This window comes from Acidovorax sp. T1 (assembly GCF_002176815.1).
Lineage (GTDB): Bacteria > Pseudomonadota > Gammaproteobacteria > Burkholderiales > Burkholderiaceae_C > Acidovorax.
This window is the reverse complement of record NZ_CP021648.1, coordinates 334,650-351,339: the sequence shown is the minus strand read 5'-3', so window position 1 is coordinate 351,339 and position 16,690 is coordinate 334,650. Positions and strand designations below refer to the sequence as shown.

Annotated in this window: 12 protein-coding genes and 3 pseudogenes; 7 read left to right on the top strand and 8 right to left on the bottom strand. The window is 58.3% G+C overall.

What is annotated here, in order from left to right:
- The first annotated feature begins 44 nt into the window (after positions 1–44).
- Together CCX87_RS01645 and CCX87_RS01640 are read left to right on the top strand one after the other, a co-directional pair.
- Positions 45–557 (top strand): tripartite tricarboxylate transporter substrate-binding protein, encoded by a 513-nt coding sequence (locus CCX87_RS01645; protein WP_232476457.1) that lies wholly within the window; start codon positions 45–47, stop codon positions 555–557.
- Between the two features lie 114 nt (positions 558–671).
- Positions 672–3,587: a Tn3-like element IS1071 family transposase gene (locus tag CCX87_RS01640; RefSeq protein ID WP_087743256.1), complete on the top strand. Its 2,916-nt coding sequence runs from the start codon at positions 672–674 to the stop codon at positions 3,585–3,587.
- Positions 3,588–3,703: 116 nt separating this feature from the next.
- On the opposite strand, the gene CCX87_RS01635 is transcribed toward CCX87_RS01640, so the two are convergent.
- From CCX87_RS01635 to CCX87_RS01620, 4 genes are all read right to left on the bottom strand, one after another.
- The gene (locus CCX87_RS01635; RefSeq protein ID WP_157667091.1) at positions 3,704–4,063 is read right to left on the bottom strand and encodes a c-type cytochrome; all 360 of its coding nucleotides are present in this window, start codon (positions 4,061–4,063) and stop codon (positions 3,704–3,706) included.
- A 121-nt stretch (positions 4,064–4,184) separates the two neighbouring features.
- Complete coding sequence (locus tag CCX87_RS01630; RefSeq protein WP_087743252.1) at positions 4,185–4,910, bottom strand: molecular chaperone TorD family protein; 726 nt, start codon at positions 4,908–4,910, stop codon at positions 4,185–4,187.
- A 20-nt stretch (positions 4,911–4,930) separates the two neighbouring features.
- Entirely contained in the window at positions 4,931–5,797 is an 867-nt protein-coding gene (locus CCX87_RS01625; protein WP_087743250.1) for a 4Fe-4S dicluster domain-containing protein, read from the bottom strand.
- 14 nt (positions 5,798–5,811) lie between these two features.
- The gene (locus tag CCX87_RS01620; RefSeq protein ID WP_087743246.1) at positions 5,812–8,355 is read right to left on the bottom strand and encodes a molybdopterin-dependent oxidoreductase; all 2,544 of its coding nucleotides are present in this window, start codon (positions 8,353–8,355) and stop codon (positions 5,812–5,814) included.
- 69 nt (positions 8,356–8,424) lie between these two features.
- Between CCX87_RS01620 and CCX87_RS01615 the strand changes: the two are divergent.
- From CCX87_RS01615 to CCX87_RS01595, 5 genes and pseudogenes are all read left to right on the top strand, one after another.
- Positions 8,425–9,090 (top strand): annotated as a pseudogene (locus CCX87_RS01615) (transposase); the annotation flags it as partial.
- Positions 9,091–9,233: 143 nt separating this feature from the next.
- A pseudogene (gene istA / locus CCX87_RS01610) lies at positions 9,234–10,817 on the top strand (IS21 family transposase); the annotation flags it as partial.
- Positions 10,818–10,857: 40 nt separating this feature from the next.
- On the top strand, positions 10,858–11,622 hold the full coding sequence (gene istB, locus CCX87_RS01605) for an IS21-like element helper ATPase IstB (protein WP_056269326.1): 765 nt from the start codon (positions 10,858–10,860) through the stop codon (positions 11,620–11,622).
- Between the two features lie 51 nt (positions 11,623–11,673).
- Positions 11,674–12,567: pseudogene (locus tag CCX87_RS01600) on the top strand (IS3 family transposase); the annotation flags it as partial.
- Positions 12,568–12,738: 171 nt separating this feature from the next.
- Positions 12,739–13,353, top strand: coding sequence for a TetR/AcrR family transcriptional regulator (locus CCX87_RS01595; protein WP_087743244.1), 615 nt, complete (start codon positions 12,739–12,741; stop codon positions 13,351–13,353).
- Here the strand turns inward: CCX87_RS01595 and CCX87_RS01590 are convergent.
- From CCX87_RS01590 to dctP, 4 genes are read right to left on the bottom strand one after another with little or no spacing between them, the layout of a single operon-like run.
- Entirely contained in the window at positions 13,350–13,778 is a 429-nt protein-coding gene (locus CCX87_RS01590; protein WP_087743242.1) for an acyl-CoA thioesterase, read from the bottom strand. The two genes, CCX87_RS01595 and CCX87_RS01590, sit on opposite strands and share 4 nt — an antisense overlap.
- A gap of 2 nt (positions 13,779–13,780) precedes the next feature.
- Positions 13,781–15,100 (bottom strand): TRAP transporter large permease, encoded by a 1,320-nt coding sequence (locus CCX87_RS01585; RefSeq protein ID WP_087743240.1) that lies wholly within the window; start codon positions 15,098–15,100, stop codon positions 13,781–13,783.
- Between the two features lie 12 nt (positions 15,101–15,112).
- Positions 15,113–15,658 (bottom strand): TRAP transporter small permease, encoded by a 546-nt coding sequence (locus tag CCX87_RS01580; RefSeq protein WP_157667090.1) that lies wholly within the window; start codon positions 15,656–15,658, stop codon positions 15,113–15,115.
- Positions 15,659–15,666: 8 nt separating this feature from the next.
- Positions 15,667–16,647: a TRAP transporter substrate-binding protein DctP gene (gene dctP, locus CCX87_RS01575; protein WP_087743237.1), complete on the bottom strand. Its 981-nt coding sequence runs from the start codon at positions 16,645–16,647 to the stop codon at positions 15,667–15,669.
- Positions 16,648–16,690: the final 43 nt, after the last annotated feature.

Genomic DNA, 16,690 nt, shown 5'->3' with positions numbered 1-16,690 from the left:
AACGCAGCAAAAAGCTGCGATCTTGCCTTCCAAGGAACCACGCCATGCCGACCACGCCCCGTCCCCTGTCACTGCGCCCCGCCCTTGCCGCGCTCATGGCGCTGGCTTGCAGCGCCTGGCTGCCGGCGCAGGCGCAGGCGCAAGGCGACGCCGACTGGAAACCGCGCAAGTCGACCGAATTCATCGTGCCCAGCGGCGCGGGCGCGGCGCTCGATGTCGCGGCACGCAAGCTCACCGAGCTGCTGACGCGCGAAAAGCTCGCGCCCGGCTTCATCGTCAGCAACAAATCGAGTGCGCATGGCATCGTCGCGCTCGAAGGCCTGCACCGCCACCCGGGCGACGCGCATGCGCTGATGACGCTCAGCACCAGCTACGGCAACAGCCTGGCACAGAACGCGCTGCCCGACCACCTGCAAAAAGGCACGCCGCTGGCCACGCTGTTCCGCGAGTTCGTCACGGTGGTGGTGCGCGCCGACTCGCCGCTGCGCAGCACCCAGGACCTGGTCACCCAGCTCAGGCAGGACCCGGGGTCTCCTCGTTTTCAGTGCAATAAGTGACGGTACGCAAAGCTAGCACTGGCGCGGGGGTGGTCTGGGTAGACCGTTGATTTCATTGACTTTCCTGTTCGCTTTGTAAACGGGTATGGTGGCCTCCCACTTTTGAGGTTCACGATGCAGGGTTGGCACACAACGTTTTTGGGGATGCGTGGGCTCCCCCGCGATATCAGCGACTTCGAGATGAAGGCATTTTTCACCTTCGATGGTGCCGAGCGCGACGCAATCAATGCACGCCGAGGTGATTCCCACAAGCTTGGTCTGGCGCTCCATATTGGTTTCCTGCGCATGAGTGGGCGTTTGCTCGGTGCCTTTCGGGTAATTCCAGTAGCCTTGTGGCGCCACCTTGGCAACGAGCTTGGCATTGCAGCACCAGAAGTCGCCTCGCTGAGAGCCATGTATGAACGCGGGCGCACGCTATTCGATCACCAACAAGTAGCCTGCACGGTCCTTGGATTCCAGTGGATGAGCGAGCACCAGCGCCGCTCACTGGTACGTGAACTGCGCGACGAAGTGGCGCGCTGCGCCGACCGCGATCAGCTACTCGTGCGGGCGCGTCAATGGCTGTACAAGAACAAGCTGGTGATCGTGCACGAGCGGGCAATTCGGACACTGATTGCGGCGGCACTTGCCCAGCTTGAAGTTGAAACAGGCACCGCCATCGCCGCCAGCGTTGATCCAGCAACACTTGATCGCTGGCGAGCCTCAGTTTCAGAGCTGCGCCCAGATGGACAAACCCAGCAGAGTTGGCTATGGGCTGCACCGGCGAAACACTCAACCCGCCAAATCAGCGAGGTACTGGAGCGCATCGACCTGCTTTACACGCTGGACGTTCATAAGCACCTGGCAGACATCCCCGATCTCATCTTGCGCCGCTACGCGCGCCGACTTGTCTCCAGGCCGCCCTCAGCCGGAGCCAAGATCAAAGAGCCAGCGCGCACCGTGGAGGTCGCATGCTTTCTTCGGTATTGCCTGTTCACCACCACAGACCAGTTGATCCTTATGGTGCAGCGCCGGATCGCCGATCTGTGGCGTCAGGCTGCCGCCGATGTCCCCGCTACCGTCAATTGGGCCGCAATGTACAAAACGCTGCTCGGCGAACTTGTTGCCTTGAGCGCGCAAGGTGCGGTGCCAGATGCTGAGTTGCGTGCCCGTCTTGAAGCCTTGATCACCGAAACCCAGAAACGCAAACCACCGAGCAGGGCCTCCCTGGTCCGCGAGGGATTGATTGATGGAATTCGCCCCGTGCGGTCGTTGCTCGTCGCCATTGCAAAGCTGCCCTGGCAGGCCACCGGCGAGCATCCTGCCATCGAGTACCTTGCCAAGCTGCAAGCTTTATATCTCAAAGGATCCAGAAAGCTGCCAGTTGAAGTGGTGGCACCAAGTCTGGGAATGATCTGGCAGGTTTCGATCTCCAGCCCAGACCGGGAACGGGCGTTTCAGGCGTTGGAGGTGGCCACCCTGTTTGCCCTGCGCCGCGCGGTGCGCAATGGCTCGGTCTGGATTGAGCACAGCCTGAGCTTTCGGGGTCGTGCGCGCTTGTTCTTCACGGACGAGCGTTGGCAGGCAGAGTCCAAGAAACACTATGCCCGTCTATCGTTACCCAGCAAGGCTGCCACTTTCTTGAAGCCTTTGCTGGCCAGAGTAACTGCCGGTGTCGATGCGGTGGCCGCTGCAGCCCGCAGTGGCGTACTGCGCGTGGATGATGAACTCCATTTGTCGCCATTGCCCGCAGAGGACGAAGACCCAGAAGTGACCAAGCTGCGCGCGGCTTTGGATCACCGCATCGGTGAGGTTCAATTGCCGGAAGTGATTCTGGCCGTTGACGCCCAGGTGCGCTTTAGCTGGATCATGCTCGGACGTGAGCCGCGCTCTACCGACGAGCTGCTGATGGTCTATGCCGGCATCATGGCCCACGGCACCAGTCTGACTGCGGTCGAATGCGCGCGCATGATTCCGCAATTGTCTGCCACCAGCATTCGCCAGGCCATGCGCTGGGCGCGGGACGAACGGCGTCTGAGCCAGGCCTGCCAGGCTGTGCTGGAATTCATGCAGCGACACCCGATTGCCGCCACCTGGGGGCGGTCCGATTTGGCATCTTCTGACATGATGAGCATGGAGACCACCAAACGGGTGTGGCAAGCCCGGCTTGATCCTCGGCGCAACACACCTTCCATTGGAATCTACTCCCATGTAAAAGACCGGTGGGGCATCTTCCATGCGCAGCCCTTTGTGCTCAATGAGCGCCAGGCGAGCGTGGCCATTGAAGGTGTCATCCGCCAAGAAAAGCTGGAGACCAGCCAGCTTGCTGTGGATACCCATGGCTACACCGACTTTGCCATGTCACATGCCCGTTTGCTTGGTTTTGATCTTTGCCCGCGGTTGAAGGAACTCAAACAGCGCCACCTCTTTGTGCCACGCGGCACCAAAGTGCCCGCAGAAATCGCTGCGGTGTGCGAAGCCAATGTCGACGTCGCTTTGATCGAAAAGCATTGGGATAGTCTGGTGCACCTGGCAGCCTCGGTCATGAGCGGACATGCCAGTGCGGTGGCAGCTCTTGCGCGGTTCGGTTCTGCCGCCCAGGGCGATCCAATCTATGAGGCTGGCGTGCAATTGGGGCGGTTGCTGCGTACGGCGTTTTTGGCTGACTACTTTGTCAAGGACGCTTTCAGGAACGAGTTGCGCCGGGTGCTCAATCGGGGCGAGGCTGTTAACGCCCTCAAGCGCGCCATTTATACCGGCCGGATCAGCCCGGCGCAGGCCAAACGTGTCGATGAAATGCAGGCTGTGGCCGATGCGTTGAGCCTGATGGCCAACATCGTGATGGCGTGGAATACCTCACAGATGCAGGCGGTCCTGGATCGCTGGTCGAACCGCCGCCAGGTCATTCCACCGGAACTGATCGGGAAGATTGCGCCCACCAGGCTGGAGAGCATCAACTTGCGGGGTGTGTTTCGCTTCCCGGTTGACCGCTATGCTGACCAAATCCTGCCTTCGCGGCCAAATGCATCGATAACTGGCACCAATGGATGAAACCGACCACGGTTTGACGCCACGAATCGCAGATTTGAAAGTGAACAGGAAAGTCAATGAAATCAACGATCTACCAACACCACCTCCGCGCCAGTGCTAGCTTTTCGTACCGTCACTTATTGCACTGAAAACGAGGAGACCCCCATTACTGCGAGGGTCTTTAGATAGGCCAGCACACTGCGAATTTCATCGTCTGCCAGTATGTATTTGAATTGGGGCATCAATATCGCGGGTTCAGGCAATCGCGAAAGTCCCTCGCGTACGCTTTGCAGCAATTGCTCGTCGCGACCATTTAGGTACCCCGGCGTTGCAAAGTCGGGAATGAACTGCACGCCGGGTTGAAAAAATGCTGAACGTGGTCCATCGCCGCGTCCATGAAGTCCATGACACAACGCGCAGTGATCAACAAATATGGGCTCGCCCCTGGCTGCAGAAACAGTCTTGCCAGTCGGCTTGAAATGCGGGGTCACGTCCATCTTCGCCGACGCCTTCTTTGAGGAGCCCTTTGAGGTATCCAGGTCTTGTCGGCGGCCACACTTGCACCGCACAATCCGATGGCGAGCCCGACAGTCAAACAAAGCAGTAAAAGCGGGTTTTTCATGATGGGCTCCCGGGAATGGCAGATTGATTGGCAGCATCAAGTTGCGAGCGATGCACATGCACTAGATAGCGCATGGAGTCAAGGAGATGGCTGTAGGGATTTTCAGGGACCAGTTTGATTGCAATGTCTGCAAGGCAGTCGGTAAATTTTAGCAAGAAGCGATCCAAAAATTCCGCCTGTGCATCTCGCACGCCCGCAAGCAATTCAGCATCAGAACGATCTACGGCCTCGCCCTCCCGAAAACACAGCAGTTGCAAAAACTCCAGCTCCACGCACAAGTGGTCTGGTAAGTCGTCGAAAGTTTCAGACATGTCGACACCATGGCTTTGGTAAAACTCCTTGATCGCGAGCATTTCTGCCAGGCGCTTGTCACTGTCGACTGTCGTGAACAACGATCCATACGGTGGACATGGAAGGTGTGGATAGTTGTTTGTGAAAAGGGATATGTGGGCAGCCTCGGCATCTTCGAAACTCATCCGGCGAATCCCAGCAAAGAATTGGCTTGCTGCTGTCTCACCCTTCTGATCGAGAATTCCACCGGCTTGACCGACCCCTTTGTAGCGGCCCTGGAAGTCGCGCTCAGTGCTTTCCTCAGAAAAATAAGCGTGCCCATCTTCACCGGGATGTGCGAAGGCCAGCTCAAGGAAGTGGTACAACTGCGCGCGGTCCCGCGGGGACAATGGCTGGCTCGACGGCGCGTCGCAGGATAGTGTTGTATTCATTTTGGTTGTTCCTTTTGGCGCTAGATGTCTTTCATCTTGGTCGGGGCTTCAACGTGGTGTGGCTCGTCGAGCAATCCACCCATGCCGTATCCGAAGTACTTTTCAACTTCTTCCTTAGGGATGTTCCTGGGAGGTATGTACCAAACAGAAGGAATTGTTCCGAAGTCTGGGCGGTACTGCCGTGGCTCCTGTGGAGTCATCACACGGTGGGTGGCCTTGAGGCTGGTCTCCGGGTCATAGGCCTTAACGCCCAGCGACGGGTCCCGGATCATTTTTGAGATCGTGCTTTCCGGATCCATAAGGTTTCCAAAGATTCGGATCTTGCCAACGCAGGTCTTGACACATTGTGGCTCTTGTCCCTTTTCAAGCAGTGGGAAGCAGAACATGCACTTTTGAGATTTTTTTGTGACTGCGTTGTAATAGATTTTGTCGTAGGGGCAAGCTTTTACGCAGTTCTGAAAGCCTTCACACGTGTTTTGGTCAATGAGAACAACCCCATCCTCCGTCTTGTAGATTGAGCGTGTCGGGCAGGCCGGGAGACAAGCGGGATTGGCGCAGTGGTTGCATGGCCTTGCCAGATAGAACTGCCAAAGCTTTGGAAATTTGCCTTTGGGCGTGTCTTGGTACAGATTGGAAAAACGGTAGTCCCAGTCTGTGGGATTCTTGCTACCATTTTTCCGAGGGTACTTGCCAAATGGCTGCGTCGATACGCTATTCCAATACATGTTTTCCTGACCCGGACCGCTGGTCCAGGTTTGTTTGCATGACATGGTGCATGTATGGCAACCGATGCACTTATTGATGTCAAGAAGCATTCCATACTGGACCTTGTTCCCGTACTTCGGATTAGGCTTGCCATAGAATTTTTGCCAGAGTTCTTCAGACATGTTGTTGCTCCTTGTTAAGCCTTCTTGACTTCACACAACTGGTCAAAGTGGCCAGAAACTGGGCCCCAAACATTGGGAATGAAGTAGATTTCGTGAATCGGATTGATGTCGTTGTGTGTTAGGGCGTTCCAATGGCCCTCACGAATTTGGTCGCGCTGCCAGCCAAAATAGATCAAGACAGCACCAGGCGGGACCGATTCGCGCACCTTGACCTTGGCCTTGACATAGCCGTTCTGGTTGTAGGCCGTAGCCCAGTCCCCGGCAACCAATCCGCGTTTGATTGCATCAATCGGGTTCAATTCCAACAGCGGTTGGCCGATGTCGTCAAGCTTAAGAATCTCTTCCGTGGTACGCCACGATGAGTGGACACTCCAGCGGGTGTGCCGGGCGTGGTAAACCATGGGATAGGTCTTGTAATAGGGGTTACTCTCCTTTTTCGCTTCGCTCCAGACCTTCGAGGGGCCATACGGCGTGGCCATGTGTGGCTCCTTGTGCACTGGCAACTGCTCTCCCATCTCGATAAATCGGTCTTCGTCTTTGTACAACTCCTGCCTTCCGGATGCCGTCTTGAATTTTTGCTTGCCCTCAATTTCTTCGGTAAACGATGCGTAAGGTGAGCTTGGAAGGTTAACCCGGATGCAGCGCTCTTTCTTCAAGCGCTCGAATGTGATGCCCTTGACTTGCGGCCCACCGGTTTCCAGCAGCAATTCAATGGCGGGCTCAGGGCGGTTGAACTTGAATATGTCACCGGTACCCAGGCGTTTGCACATTTCGTAGTAAATCTCGATGTCAGTCTTGGCCTCGAACATCGGTTGAATGGAGCCCTCAGCCAACTGAATATAGGGATGCGCTGGCGTGGTGGCGATGTCATAGGGCAGTTCGAACCAGCTGACAACCGGCAGCACGATATCGGCCAATTGAGCGGTGGTGCTCATCTCGATCTCGGGTGAGACAATCAATTCAATTTCGGGCAACACCTTGCGGGTCAGATTGCTTTGATCGGATGCCTCGCCAAGCAGATTGCCACCGGCGGCCCAAATACAACGGATCTGTCGCCATAATTTGGCCTTGTCGGCCATGGTGTCCGTCGGCCCATTGACCACATAGGCGGTATCCAAAGGCACGGCACGGTAACGATCATTGGGATTGCCATTATTCTTCTTGGGGAAGAAATACTCCGTCGGATTCAGCCGCATCAGGTACTGACCAGCCCAGGGGCTCACGCCACCACCGTGCACGCCCACGTTACCGGTCAGGCAGGCCAGCTCAATCACTGCCCGACCGATCAGGTCGCCGTGATACCAGTGATTGATGCCGGTCCCGGACCAGATGCTGGAAGGTTTGGTCGTCGCATATTCGACCGCAATGCGTTCGATGACAGCGGCGGGCACACCGGTGATTTCCGCCACGGTGGCCGGATCGTAATCTTCCAGCTTTTTCAGCATCAACGTGTGGGCCGTTGTGCAACTCACAGTCTTGCCGTCCTTCAACGGAATGTCCCACGTGCCAGTCAGTGCATTTGTCGCACTGAAATAGGTATCCGGCACTGCCTTTGCCGATTGCGGATCAAAAACCATAAAAGTCTTGGCATCGCCGCCTGCCATGACGTCGATGGACTTCAGATACTTGCCATTGTCTTTGCGCACCAATAGCGGACCGCTTGTGGTCCGGCGCAGGTGGTTATCGTCAGTCAGACCGCGTTTGACCACCACATGGCACATACCCAGAGCCAAGGCGCCATCTGTACCAGGACGTACGCGAATCCACTCGTCTACCGCCGTGGCCGTGGGGTCGTAATAGGGTGCGATGTAAACTAGCTTGACACCTTTTGCGCGCGCATCGGTGAAGAAGTGTGCGTCAGGCATGCGGGTCTGCAAGATGTCAGACCCCCAGATGATGGCGTACTTGGTGTGGAGCATGTCTTTGAATTCATGCTCTTCGGTCTGCACGTTCCAGGTAATGGGATGTGCCAATGGCAGGTCGCCGTACCAGTTGTAAAAGGTCCCAAGGCCGAAACCATTGACCGATGCAAAACGGAAGCCCGCACCCTGTTTGACGATACCCGTGGCAGGTACCGGCGGGTAGATCCACACCGTATTGGCACCATACTTCGCAGAAATTCGCTTGATTTCTGTAGCAAGATAGTCAAACGCTTCATCCCAACTAATCCGCTTCCATTGCCCCGCACCGCGCGGCCCAACCCGCTTCATCGGAAACTTGACCCGATTGGGCGAGTACACCCGGCGGTGATAGGTGGCACCCTTCATGCAACCGCGCGGGTTGTACTCGTCGTCCGGGTAGTCTAGAGGCTGCTCAACACGCTGCACGATGCCATCTTTGACAATCACGTTCCATGCGCAGGAACCCGTACAGTTGGGCATATTGATCGTTCGGACGATCGTCTCGCCTTTAAAGATGTTGCGGTATCCATCCTCCCAAGATCGATCTTTTCGAGGCGTTAACGCCGCCAACGCAGGCTGGCTGAGTGAAAATGGTAGCCCGCCTATGGCAGCGACTGCAAGACTGCCCTTGATGAATTGTCGACGTCCGATTGTCATGATGGCTCCTGGGTATGGGACTTGAAGGTGGGGGTGCGGACGAAAACTTGGACTACTAGAAGGTAGTTCATGTATTCCTACGAAGACCGAATCCGAGCCGTTGAGCTCTACATCAAGCTCGGCAAACGCACCAGCCCGACCATCCGTCAGCTGGGTTACCCAACCAAGAATGCATTGAAGGGGTGGTACCGCGAGTATCAGCAGCGGCTCGACCTGCCGCTGGGATATGCCCGTCGGGAGCCGAAGTTCTCGCAGGGCCAGAAGGCAGCGGCCATCGAGCACTACCTCACACATGATCGATGCATCGCTGCCACCATGAGGGCGCTGGGCTATCCAGGGCGTGGAACGCTAACCAAGTGGGTCCGCGAGGCATTCCCTGAAGCCAGGATGGCCCTTGTCGGCAGTGTGGGCCAGCGAAGATATCCCGAGAGCTTGAAGCACGCGGGAGTGATGGAGCTTTGCACCCGGCAGGAAAGTGCACAGGCTGTTGCCGACAGGCTCGGCGTGTGCCGGCCAACGTTGTACAACTGGAAGAACCAGCTTCTGGGGCGTGAGGCACCCGCATCAATGAAACACACCGATCGATCACCGCAGGCGCAAGAGCGTGAAGAGCTCGAGCGCCAAGTTGAGATACTGCGCCACGAAGTCAGGCAACTGCGCCTTGAGCAGGACCTCTTGAACAAGGCCAATGAACTGTTAAAAAAAGGCCTGGGCGTCGATCTGCAGCTCCTGTCCCCTGATGGCCACCCAAATTCCCCCGTCTATGGCCACCTCAAACTCCCCCACCTGAACTGATCGGGGATAGGGGTTTAACGCCGGCGTCGTCGGCACCTGTTGGCAGGACATTGATCCAGTCTTCCCCGAGGGAAGGCCAAGGAGTGAATGTCTTGAAGTCCAACCAACGCGCCACCATAGAGACACTGCTGGAGCGCAACACATCGCAACGCGAGATCGCCCGCATCACGGGCATCGACCGCAAGACGGTCAGGAGCTACCACCAGCGCTGGCTGGAGCAACTGCAGTCAAATTCCCCCGGGGTGGCCACCGGCTCGGCAGGTCAAATTCCCCCACCCTGGCCACCGGCTCCTGGGCCGGTGGCCACCTCCCTGTGCGAACCCTGGCGCGAGTTCATCGAAGCCCAGCTGCGGCTGAAGCGAAACGCCACGGCCATCTACCAGGACCTGGTCGACCAGCACGGCTTTGATGGCCAGTACAACTCGGTCAAACGCTTCTGTGCAAAGTTGCGGCACAAGGAGCCCGAGCAGTTCGATCGCCTGTCCTTCCTGCCCGGCGAGGAGATGCAGGTGGACTACGGCGAGGGCGCGCCCACCCGCGTGCCCGGCAGCGACCGGTACCGCAAGCCCCGCCTGTTCGTGGCCACCTTGCGGTATTCCCGTGCCAGTTTCCGGTGCGTGGTCTGGAAGTCCAGCCAGCAGATCTGGGCCGAGCTGCACGAGCGGGCCCTGCGGTACTTCGGGGGCTGCCCCCAGTACGTGGTGCTGGACAATCTGAAGGAAGGCGTCCTCAAGCCCGACCTGTACGAGCCCGATCTCAACCCGGTGTACGCCGCCGCCCTGGCGCACTACGGCGTGGTGGCCGACCCGGCGCGGGTGCGAGACCCCAACCGCAAGGGCACGGTGGAGCATGCCATCGGCCATACCCAGGCCACGGCCTTGAAGGGCCGGCGCTTTGAGTCCATCGAGGCCCAGAACGAGTTCCTGGCGCACTGGGAGAAGAGCTGGGCATCCAAGCGCATCCACGGCACCGAGCGACGCCAGGTGCAGGCCATGTTCGAGGAAGAGCGCAGCCACCTCAAACCCCTGCCAGTGCTGGGAATGCAGTATTTCGACGAGGCGGTGCGCACCGTCTGCGACGACAGCTGTGTGCGGGTGGATCACAGCAGCTACGCCGCTCGCCCGGCGAACATCGGCTCCAAGGTGTTGGTGCGCATCTACGCCCAGCGCATCGAGATTCGTGACATGCACACCCGTGCCTTGCTGCGCACCCACGCCAAGGCCGAGCGTCCCGGCACGGTGATTCTGCCCATGGAGGAGCGGGTGTTCAATCCGTCTCGCGAGACCCGCCTGATCCTGCGTCAGGCCGGCGAGATTGGTGAGCACGCCAGCCGGCTGTGTGAGCTGCTCTTTGCCATCGAGGGTCGTGTCGGGCAGCGCAAGCTCTGGGGCATTGTGGGACTCATGCGCCGTTACCCGGCGCACTGCATCAATGCCGCCTGCGCCCAGGCCCTGGAGCAAGGGGTCTACAGCTACAAGCGCGTGCTGGCGCTGACCGAAGCCCTCTTTGCCCAGGCGATGGCGGCCATCGAGGCTACCTGCGGCGAAGCACCCGCCGCCGGTGCCCACGCGCTGACGCAGCAGCATGAGCTCATCCGAGACGCTGAGGAGTACAGCGATCTCTTCGCGCTCGCCGCCGCCACGGCAAACACCACCACACCACCACCACCACCACCAACAACACCACCAACGCACCGGGAGTTCAGCCATGAACATGATCGAGATCGAACGCGCGCTGCGCGAGCTGCGCCTGTCCGGCATCGCCGAGACCCTGTCCACCCGCGTGATGCAGGCCCAGGCCGCCCAGCAGCCTTTCCTGGAGACCTTCGCCGCCATGCTGCAAGACGAGCTGGACCGCCGGCGCTCTCGCCTGACCGAGCGCCGCTTCAAGCGCTCGGGTCTGGATGAGCGCCCCTCGCTGGCTGACTTCGACTGGCGTTTCAACCCGAAGCTGCCGCGCAGCGCCTGCTTCGAGTTGCACACCCTGAAGTTCATCGGCGAGGGGGCCAACGCGCTGATCATCGGCAAGCCGGGCACCGGCAAGAGCCATGTGGCCAAGGCCGTGGCCTACCAGGCCACGCTGCAGGGCTATGACGTGCGTTACCTGGAAGCCGACACCGAGTTCGCCCGTTACGCGCTGGCCACTACGGCAGAGCGCACCGAGCTGCTCAAGGACTGGGTCGCGCCGGACCTGCTCGTCCTCGATGACCTGTTCCTGGCCAGACGCATCAGCGAGCATGCCGCTGAAGTCCTACAGGCCATCGTGCACCAGCGCTACAAGCTGCGCCGCGCTGTTCTCATCACGTCCAACCGCGTGGTGCAGGACTGGGGCAAATACCTCGGCGACGCCACCATGGCCAGCACCATCCTGGATCGCCTCATGCACCGCTGCGCGATGCTGGAGTTCGAGGGCAAGAGCTACCGCCTCAAGGAGGCCGCTGCACGCATCGCCATCACACCCGAGTCGTCATAATCCGACCGTCCTGCCTGGGGGAATTTGGGGTGGCCAAGGGTGGGGGAATTTGACCTGGCCATCGGGGTGTCTAACCGGGAGAAGACACTGCTGATTGACGCCCTCAGGGAGCACTATGGCCTGCCAGAGCTCCTTGCACAGTTGAGTCTTGCGCGTAGCTCGTACTTCTACCATCGGGCCCGCGCGGCAATCGGAGACAAGTACGTGAGGGTGCGCCAGTCCATCACCGAGATCTTCGAGTCCAATCACCGCTGCTATGGCTACCGCAGGCTGCAAGCCTCACTGGCCAGAGAGCAAGGCCCGATCTCCGAGAAGGTGATACAGCGGCTGATGAAGCAAGAGAGCCTGGTCGTTGCAAAACCCAAGAGGCGTCGGTATGCGTCTTACCTGGGCGAGATCAGCCCGGCACCAGAGAACATCATCAACCGTGACTTCCAGGCAGCAGCCCCCAACAAGAAATGGCTGACCGACATCACGGAGTTCCAGATCCCTGCAGGCAAGGTCTACCTGTCGCCGATCATCGATTGCTTCGACGGGATGGTGGTGAGCTGGACCATCGGCACGAGTCCGGATGCAGAGCTGGTCAACACCATGCTGGATGCAGCCATCGAGACCGTCACAGAGACAAGCGATCGACCAGTGGTCCACTCAGACCGCGGAGGTCACTACCGCTGGCCTGGCTGGCTATCCAGAATGAGCGAGGCCAAGCTCACACGCTCGATGTCCCGCAAGGCCTGCTCGCCTGACAACGCAGCGTGCGAGGGCTTCTTCGGTCGGTTGAAGAATGAACTGTTCTATCCTCGGGACTGGAAGAGCGTCACAGTTGAGCAGTTCATTGAGGTGCTCGACGACTACATCCGTTGGTACAACGAGAAGCGGATCAAGATCTCCCTGGGGGCCCTCAGCCCGATCGAATACCGGGTGAGCCTTGGACTTGCGGCATAAAACCAGTCCAAGTTTTTATCCGCACCCCCCCCGGGTCAGCTTTGCGTGGAAATCAACAAAGCCGGGAATCTCTACTTCCGAGCGGTACTGAATCGGGTACGGGGTCAGCGCCAAGCCCTCCGCTCAAGCTAGAATTCGAACGATCAATAGAATGCACATGAGTTTCTCACATTGAGCAACCCTCAACGCTCGACTGACAAGTACACCGCGAAGTACCTTCGAGTGCTGCAGGAGGCTGCACGCCAGTTCTCCCAACGCGGCTATCACGTCGCCACGACTAAGGACATAGCCGATGCTCTCGGGGTGCAACAAGGTAGCCTCTATTACTACATCCGGTCTAAGGAGGCTGCACTCGCGGAAATTTGTGTCTACGCGATCGAGGGTTACGTGAGTTTCTCGACTGAAATTCGACAATCGCGACAGGCGCCCGCCGAGAAAATCCGCGAAATGATCAAGCGACACCTTGAGTCGCTTGAAGTAAGACCCGAGTTCTACAAGGTATTCCTAGCGCACCGCAACGACCTAGGGGACGAAGCACGCCACGAGATCGGTCGGCAGATCCGTGAGTACGAGAGTAACTTGGAGACTATCCTGCGTTCAGGGACTAGACGCGGAGACTTCCGGAAAGACCTCGATTGCCGCCTGGTGACACTCGGAATCCTCGGCATGTGCAACACGGTTGCCTCTTGGTGGGGCAAGCGCTCCGATGCGACTATTGCGGATATTGCGGATCATTTTGCAGATCTGGTCTTAGGCGGCATAGTCGCCGCCGGGGAAGAGCGTTAGCTACATAGGGCCAAGTAGTCCTCAGGTATGGGAATGGCGCGAAGCCGACCTTCCTGATAGCCAGCAAATACCCGAGTCTCGTCCGCCTGCATCACTAACTGAGGCGCCTCACCGGAGTTGGACAGGCGAAGCACGCGATGGTGCTGGACGAAACTTTTCTTACCCCACTCCCGGACCTCGGTCTCGATCAACAGCACATCGTCATAGCTTACGGGCGATGAGAAATTTGCATTGCTGCTGACGAGCGGCGTTCCGACGATGCCTCGCTCAGCGAGCGTAGTGCGCCAAGGCGGGACGCCGCAGGAGATGAAGAAGTGCCGCGAAGCGGCGTCCAGCCACCTGAAGTAGTTCGGGAACCACACGATACCCACAGGATCGCAGTCGCCAAACTCAACTCGCTGCTCGAACGTAACTTGCCTCGACATGCTTAACGTCCCACGAACACATCGGGCAGCCAGGTAGCGATCCCGGGCCAGAAGAAAATCAGAATCAGCATGGTGAATGACAGGCCAACGTAGGGCATCGCACTGGCAAAAACCTGGCCCATCGTGATGTGCTTCGGGGCTACCCCTTTCATCGTGTACAACAGCATGCCGTGCGGGGGCATCAGCAGACCTAGTTGCATGCAGATCAGGTACATGACGCCGAACCAAATCTGGTCGATTCCAAGCGACTTCACAATGGGCATGTAGAAAGGCAATGTCAGCAGCATCATGCTGACCTGGTCAACGAACAGCCCAAGGAAGATCAGAATAGCCAACATGATTGCGACCACACCGGCGGGCGGTAGCCCTGAGGACTGAACAAGATCGACGATACCGTTGGTGGCACCGGAAAAGCTCAACACCTGTGAGAAGGTCGTAGCCGCCACGATGATGAACAAGATCATGCCCGAGATCGCGACTGTGCCTTGAAGAGCTTGGACGAGCGACTGCCACCGCAACGCCCGGTACATCAGGGTGATCGCTAGCGTGGCAGCGCAGCCGATAGCCGCGGCCTCTGTCGGGGTTGCTACACCTCCAGAGATGACGGCGACGATGGCCACAAAGATGAGGCTCAGCGGCAGCACGTAGACGACCAGCTCGCGCCAGCGCTCCCACCCACGGAGCACCACCAGCTCCTCTCGGGGCGCTGACTCTGGGCGCAACTTGGCTGAAGCCACGATGTAGGCAACGAACGAAATGGCTAGCAGCAAGCCCGGCAAGACCCCGCCAATCAGCAGCTTCGATATCGAGATGCCCGCCAAGCTGCCTAGCAACACAGCCAGAGCTGACGGCGGAATCAGCATGTCAACACCGCCGATCGCAATTATCGGCCCCATGCCGAGTTTTGGCTCATAGCCCCTGGCTAGCATCATGGGAAGCATGAGGCTCCCAAGCATCGCGGTGGTCGCAATCGTGGAACCTGAAATGGCTGAAAAGAAGGTTCCAGCGACGACGGCTATGACTGCGAGTCTCCCTGGAAGGCGAGGGATAACCTTGTCGATACCATCGATTGCTCTCTGTGCCAACCCCGTATGGAACAGGAGTTCGCCCATCAGAATAAAAAGAGGAATCGGCGTGAGGGAGAAACTGGCGACAGCCACCAATCCGTTCCGGACGAGCTGCCCCAGTGCGCTATCACCTCCGAGAAAAAGCCAGGCGCCCACCACATTGATGGCAAAGAACGAGTAGGCGACCGGCAGCCCCAAGAAGAGAAGAACCGTAGTCCCACCCAGAAGCAGCCATGCTGCCAATTGCCAGTTCATTTATTGTTCTCCTCAAGCGGCCGAAGTGGCCTCTTCTCTCATCTGGCGCTCACCTTGAACTAGGCGTCGCATACGCAGCAGAAACTCGATTGTCAGAAGCGCGAGTGAGATCGGCATTGGAATGTACAGCCACCACTCCGGAAACATCATCTCGCGCATCACCATCGCAGACTGAGAATAGCTTTGCACCAGGACGTGCACAGAGGATGTCAAGAACAGCCCACTAATTGCCGCACCACAGGCATCCACGGCCCACTCCAGAAGCCATGCCGCTCTGGGCGGCATGGCCCTAAGAACTAGGTCTACCCGAATGTGCTGCCCCTTGCGCAGCAGGAGCGGGGCTGCTAGGAAGGTAATCGCGTAAAGCGAGTACTCTGCCACCGCACTGGCTGAAGTCAGCCCCGATCGCATCGTGGCGCGCAGGGTCACATCAGCACAGATGACGAGCACCATGAGCAGCACGAGACCGCATGCAACTGCAGCGAGAATTTCCTCGGCTCTGCACGTCCAGCCATCGACACGGCTCAGCGCCTCACCGCGCACGGAGATCGGGGCCATCGCTGACTTCATTGGGTGGAAGCCAAATAGCGACGCAGAAGCGGACCATTCTCCGGTGCGCGCGCAATGATGCCCTTCCAACCTTCGTCGTATGCACGACGTACAAACTCTCGACCTTCTTCACCCTCGAACCGAATCACCTGAATGCCCGCGTCAGCCTGCTTCTTTTCTTCGCGGGCATTGATCGTCTTGTAATCCTCATTGAGCCCTTCGGCGTACGCGAGTGCTGGGTCAAGCACGGCTCGTTGCGCTGACGTCAGCCGCTTATACGAGTCGAGATTCATGATGATGCTGGTCTCGGTGTTATAGAACCCCGGCTCAACGCGGTACTTGGTCTTCTCATGCCAACCGAGGTCAAAGATGCTGTAGATCGGCCAGCCATACCCTTCCACTACTCCACGCTCGAGGGCCGTGTAGATTTCACCCGGGGCCACGTTGACGACCTGCACGCCTAGCGCCGACAGAAAGTCACGGTAAAGCGGAGAGATCCGGATCTTCATGCCCGCAAGCTCCGATGGCTTGCTGATCTTTTTGTTGAGGAAAAGGTGGTAGGGCGAGTACGCGTAGATCATCGCCAAGTACTGCATGTTTCCCTTTGCGTTCCAGATGCGGTTGATCGCATCGAAGCCCCCACTGCGGCGCAGCTCCTGAGGCGTAACTTGCATCAGCTTCAGAGCGTCAGCTTCAGGGAACAGATTTGCGTAGTAGCCGCCATGGCAGTTTGCGATATCGACAACGCCGCTCTTGACAGCATTACCCACTTCAAAAGTCGGGATCGCACGAGGACCACCCACATAGTTGATGCGCAGCACGCCCTTGCCGGTAGAGTTGACCCGCTCGATGAACTTCTCGAAGTGAATCGATTGAGAAGTCTTCTCGGGGAAAGCACTAACGGCCCGCAGAACCAACTCTTGTGCCCTTACAGGCAGCGCGGCCGAGGCAACACTTGCGGCGGCGGCGATAGAAAACTGGCGACGATGAATACGCATCTGTTGTCTCCTTGGTGATGTGATAGCGCTAGGTGCGCAGACG

Coding starts and splice junctions, on each gene's coding strand:
- CCX87_RS01645 (WP_232476457.1), top strand. CDS start 45: ATGCCGACCACGCCCCGTCCCCTGTCACTGCGCCCCGCCCTTGCCGCG.
- CCX87_RS01640 (WP_087743256.1), top strand. CDS start 672: ATGCAGGGTTGGCACACAACGTTTTTGGGGATGCGTGGGCTCCCCCGC.
- CCX87_RS01635 (WP_157667091.1), bottom strand. CDS start 4,063: ATGGACGTGACCCCGCATTTCAAGCCGACTGGCAAGACTGTTTCTGCA.
- CCX87_RS01630 (WP_087743252.1), bottom strand. CDS start 4,910: ATGAATACAACACTATCCTGCGACGCGCCGTCGAGCCAGCCATTGTCC.
- CCX87_RS01625 (WP_087743250.1), bottom strand. CDS start 5,797: ATGTCTGAAGAACTCTGGCAAAAATTCTATGGCAAGCCTAATCCGAAG.
- CCX87_RS01620 (WP_087743246.1), bottom strand. CDS start 8,355: ATGACAATCGGACGTCGACAATTCATCAAGGGCAGTCTTGCAGTCGCT.
- istB (WP_056269326.1), top strand. CDS start 10,858: ATGAACATGATCGAGATCGAACGCGCGCTGCGCGAGCTGCGCCTGTCC.
- CCX87_RS01590 (WP_087743242.1), bottom strand. CDS start 13,778: ATGTCGAGGCAAGTTACGTTCGAGCAGCGAGTTGAGTTTGGCGACTGC.
- CCX87_RS01585 (WP_087743240.1), bottom strand. CDS start 15,100: ATGAACTGGCAATTGGCAGCATGGCTGCTTCTGGGTGGGACTACGGTT.
- CCX87_RS01580 (WP_157667090.1), bottom strand. CDS start 15,658: ATGGCCCCGATCTCCGTGCGCGGTGAGGCGCTGAGCCGTGTCGATGGC.
- dctP (WP_087743237.1), bottom strand. CDS start 16,647: ATGCGTATTCATCGTCGCCAGTTTTCTATCGCCGCCGCCGCAAGTGTT.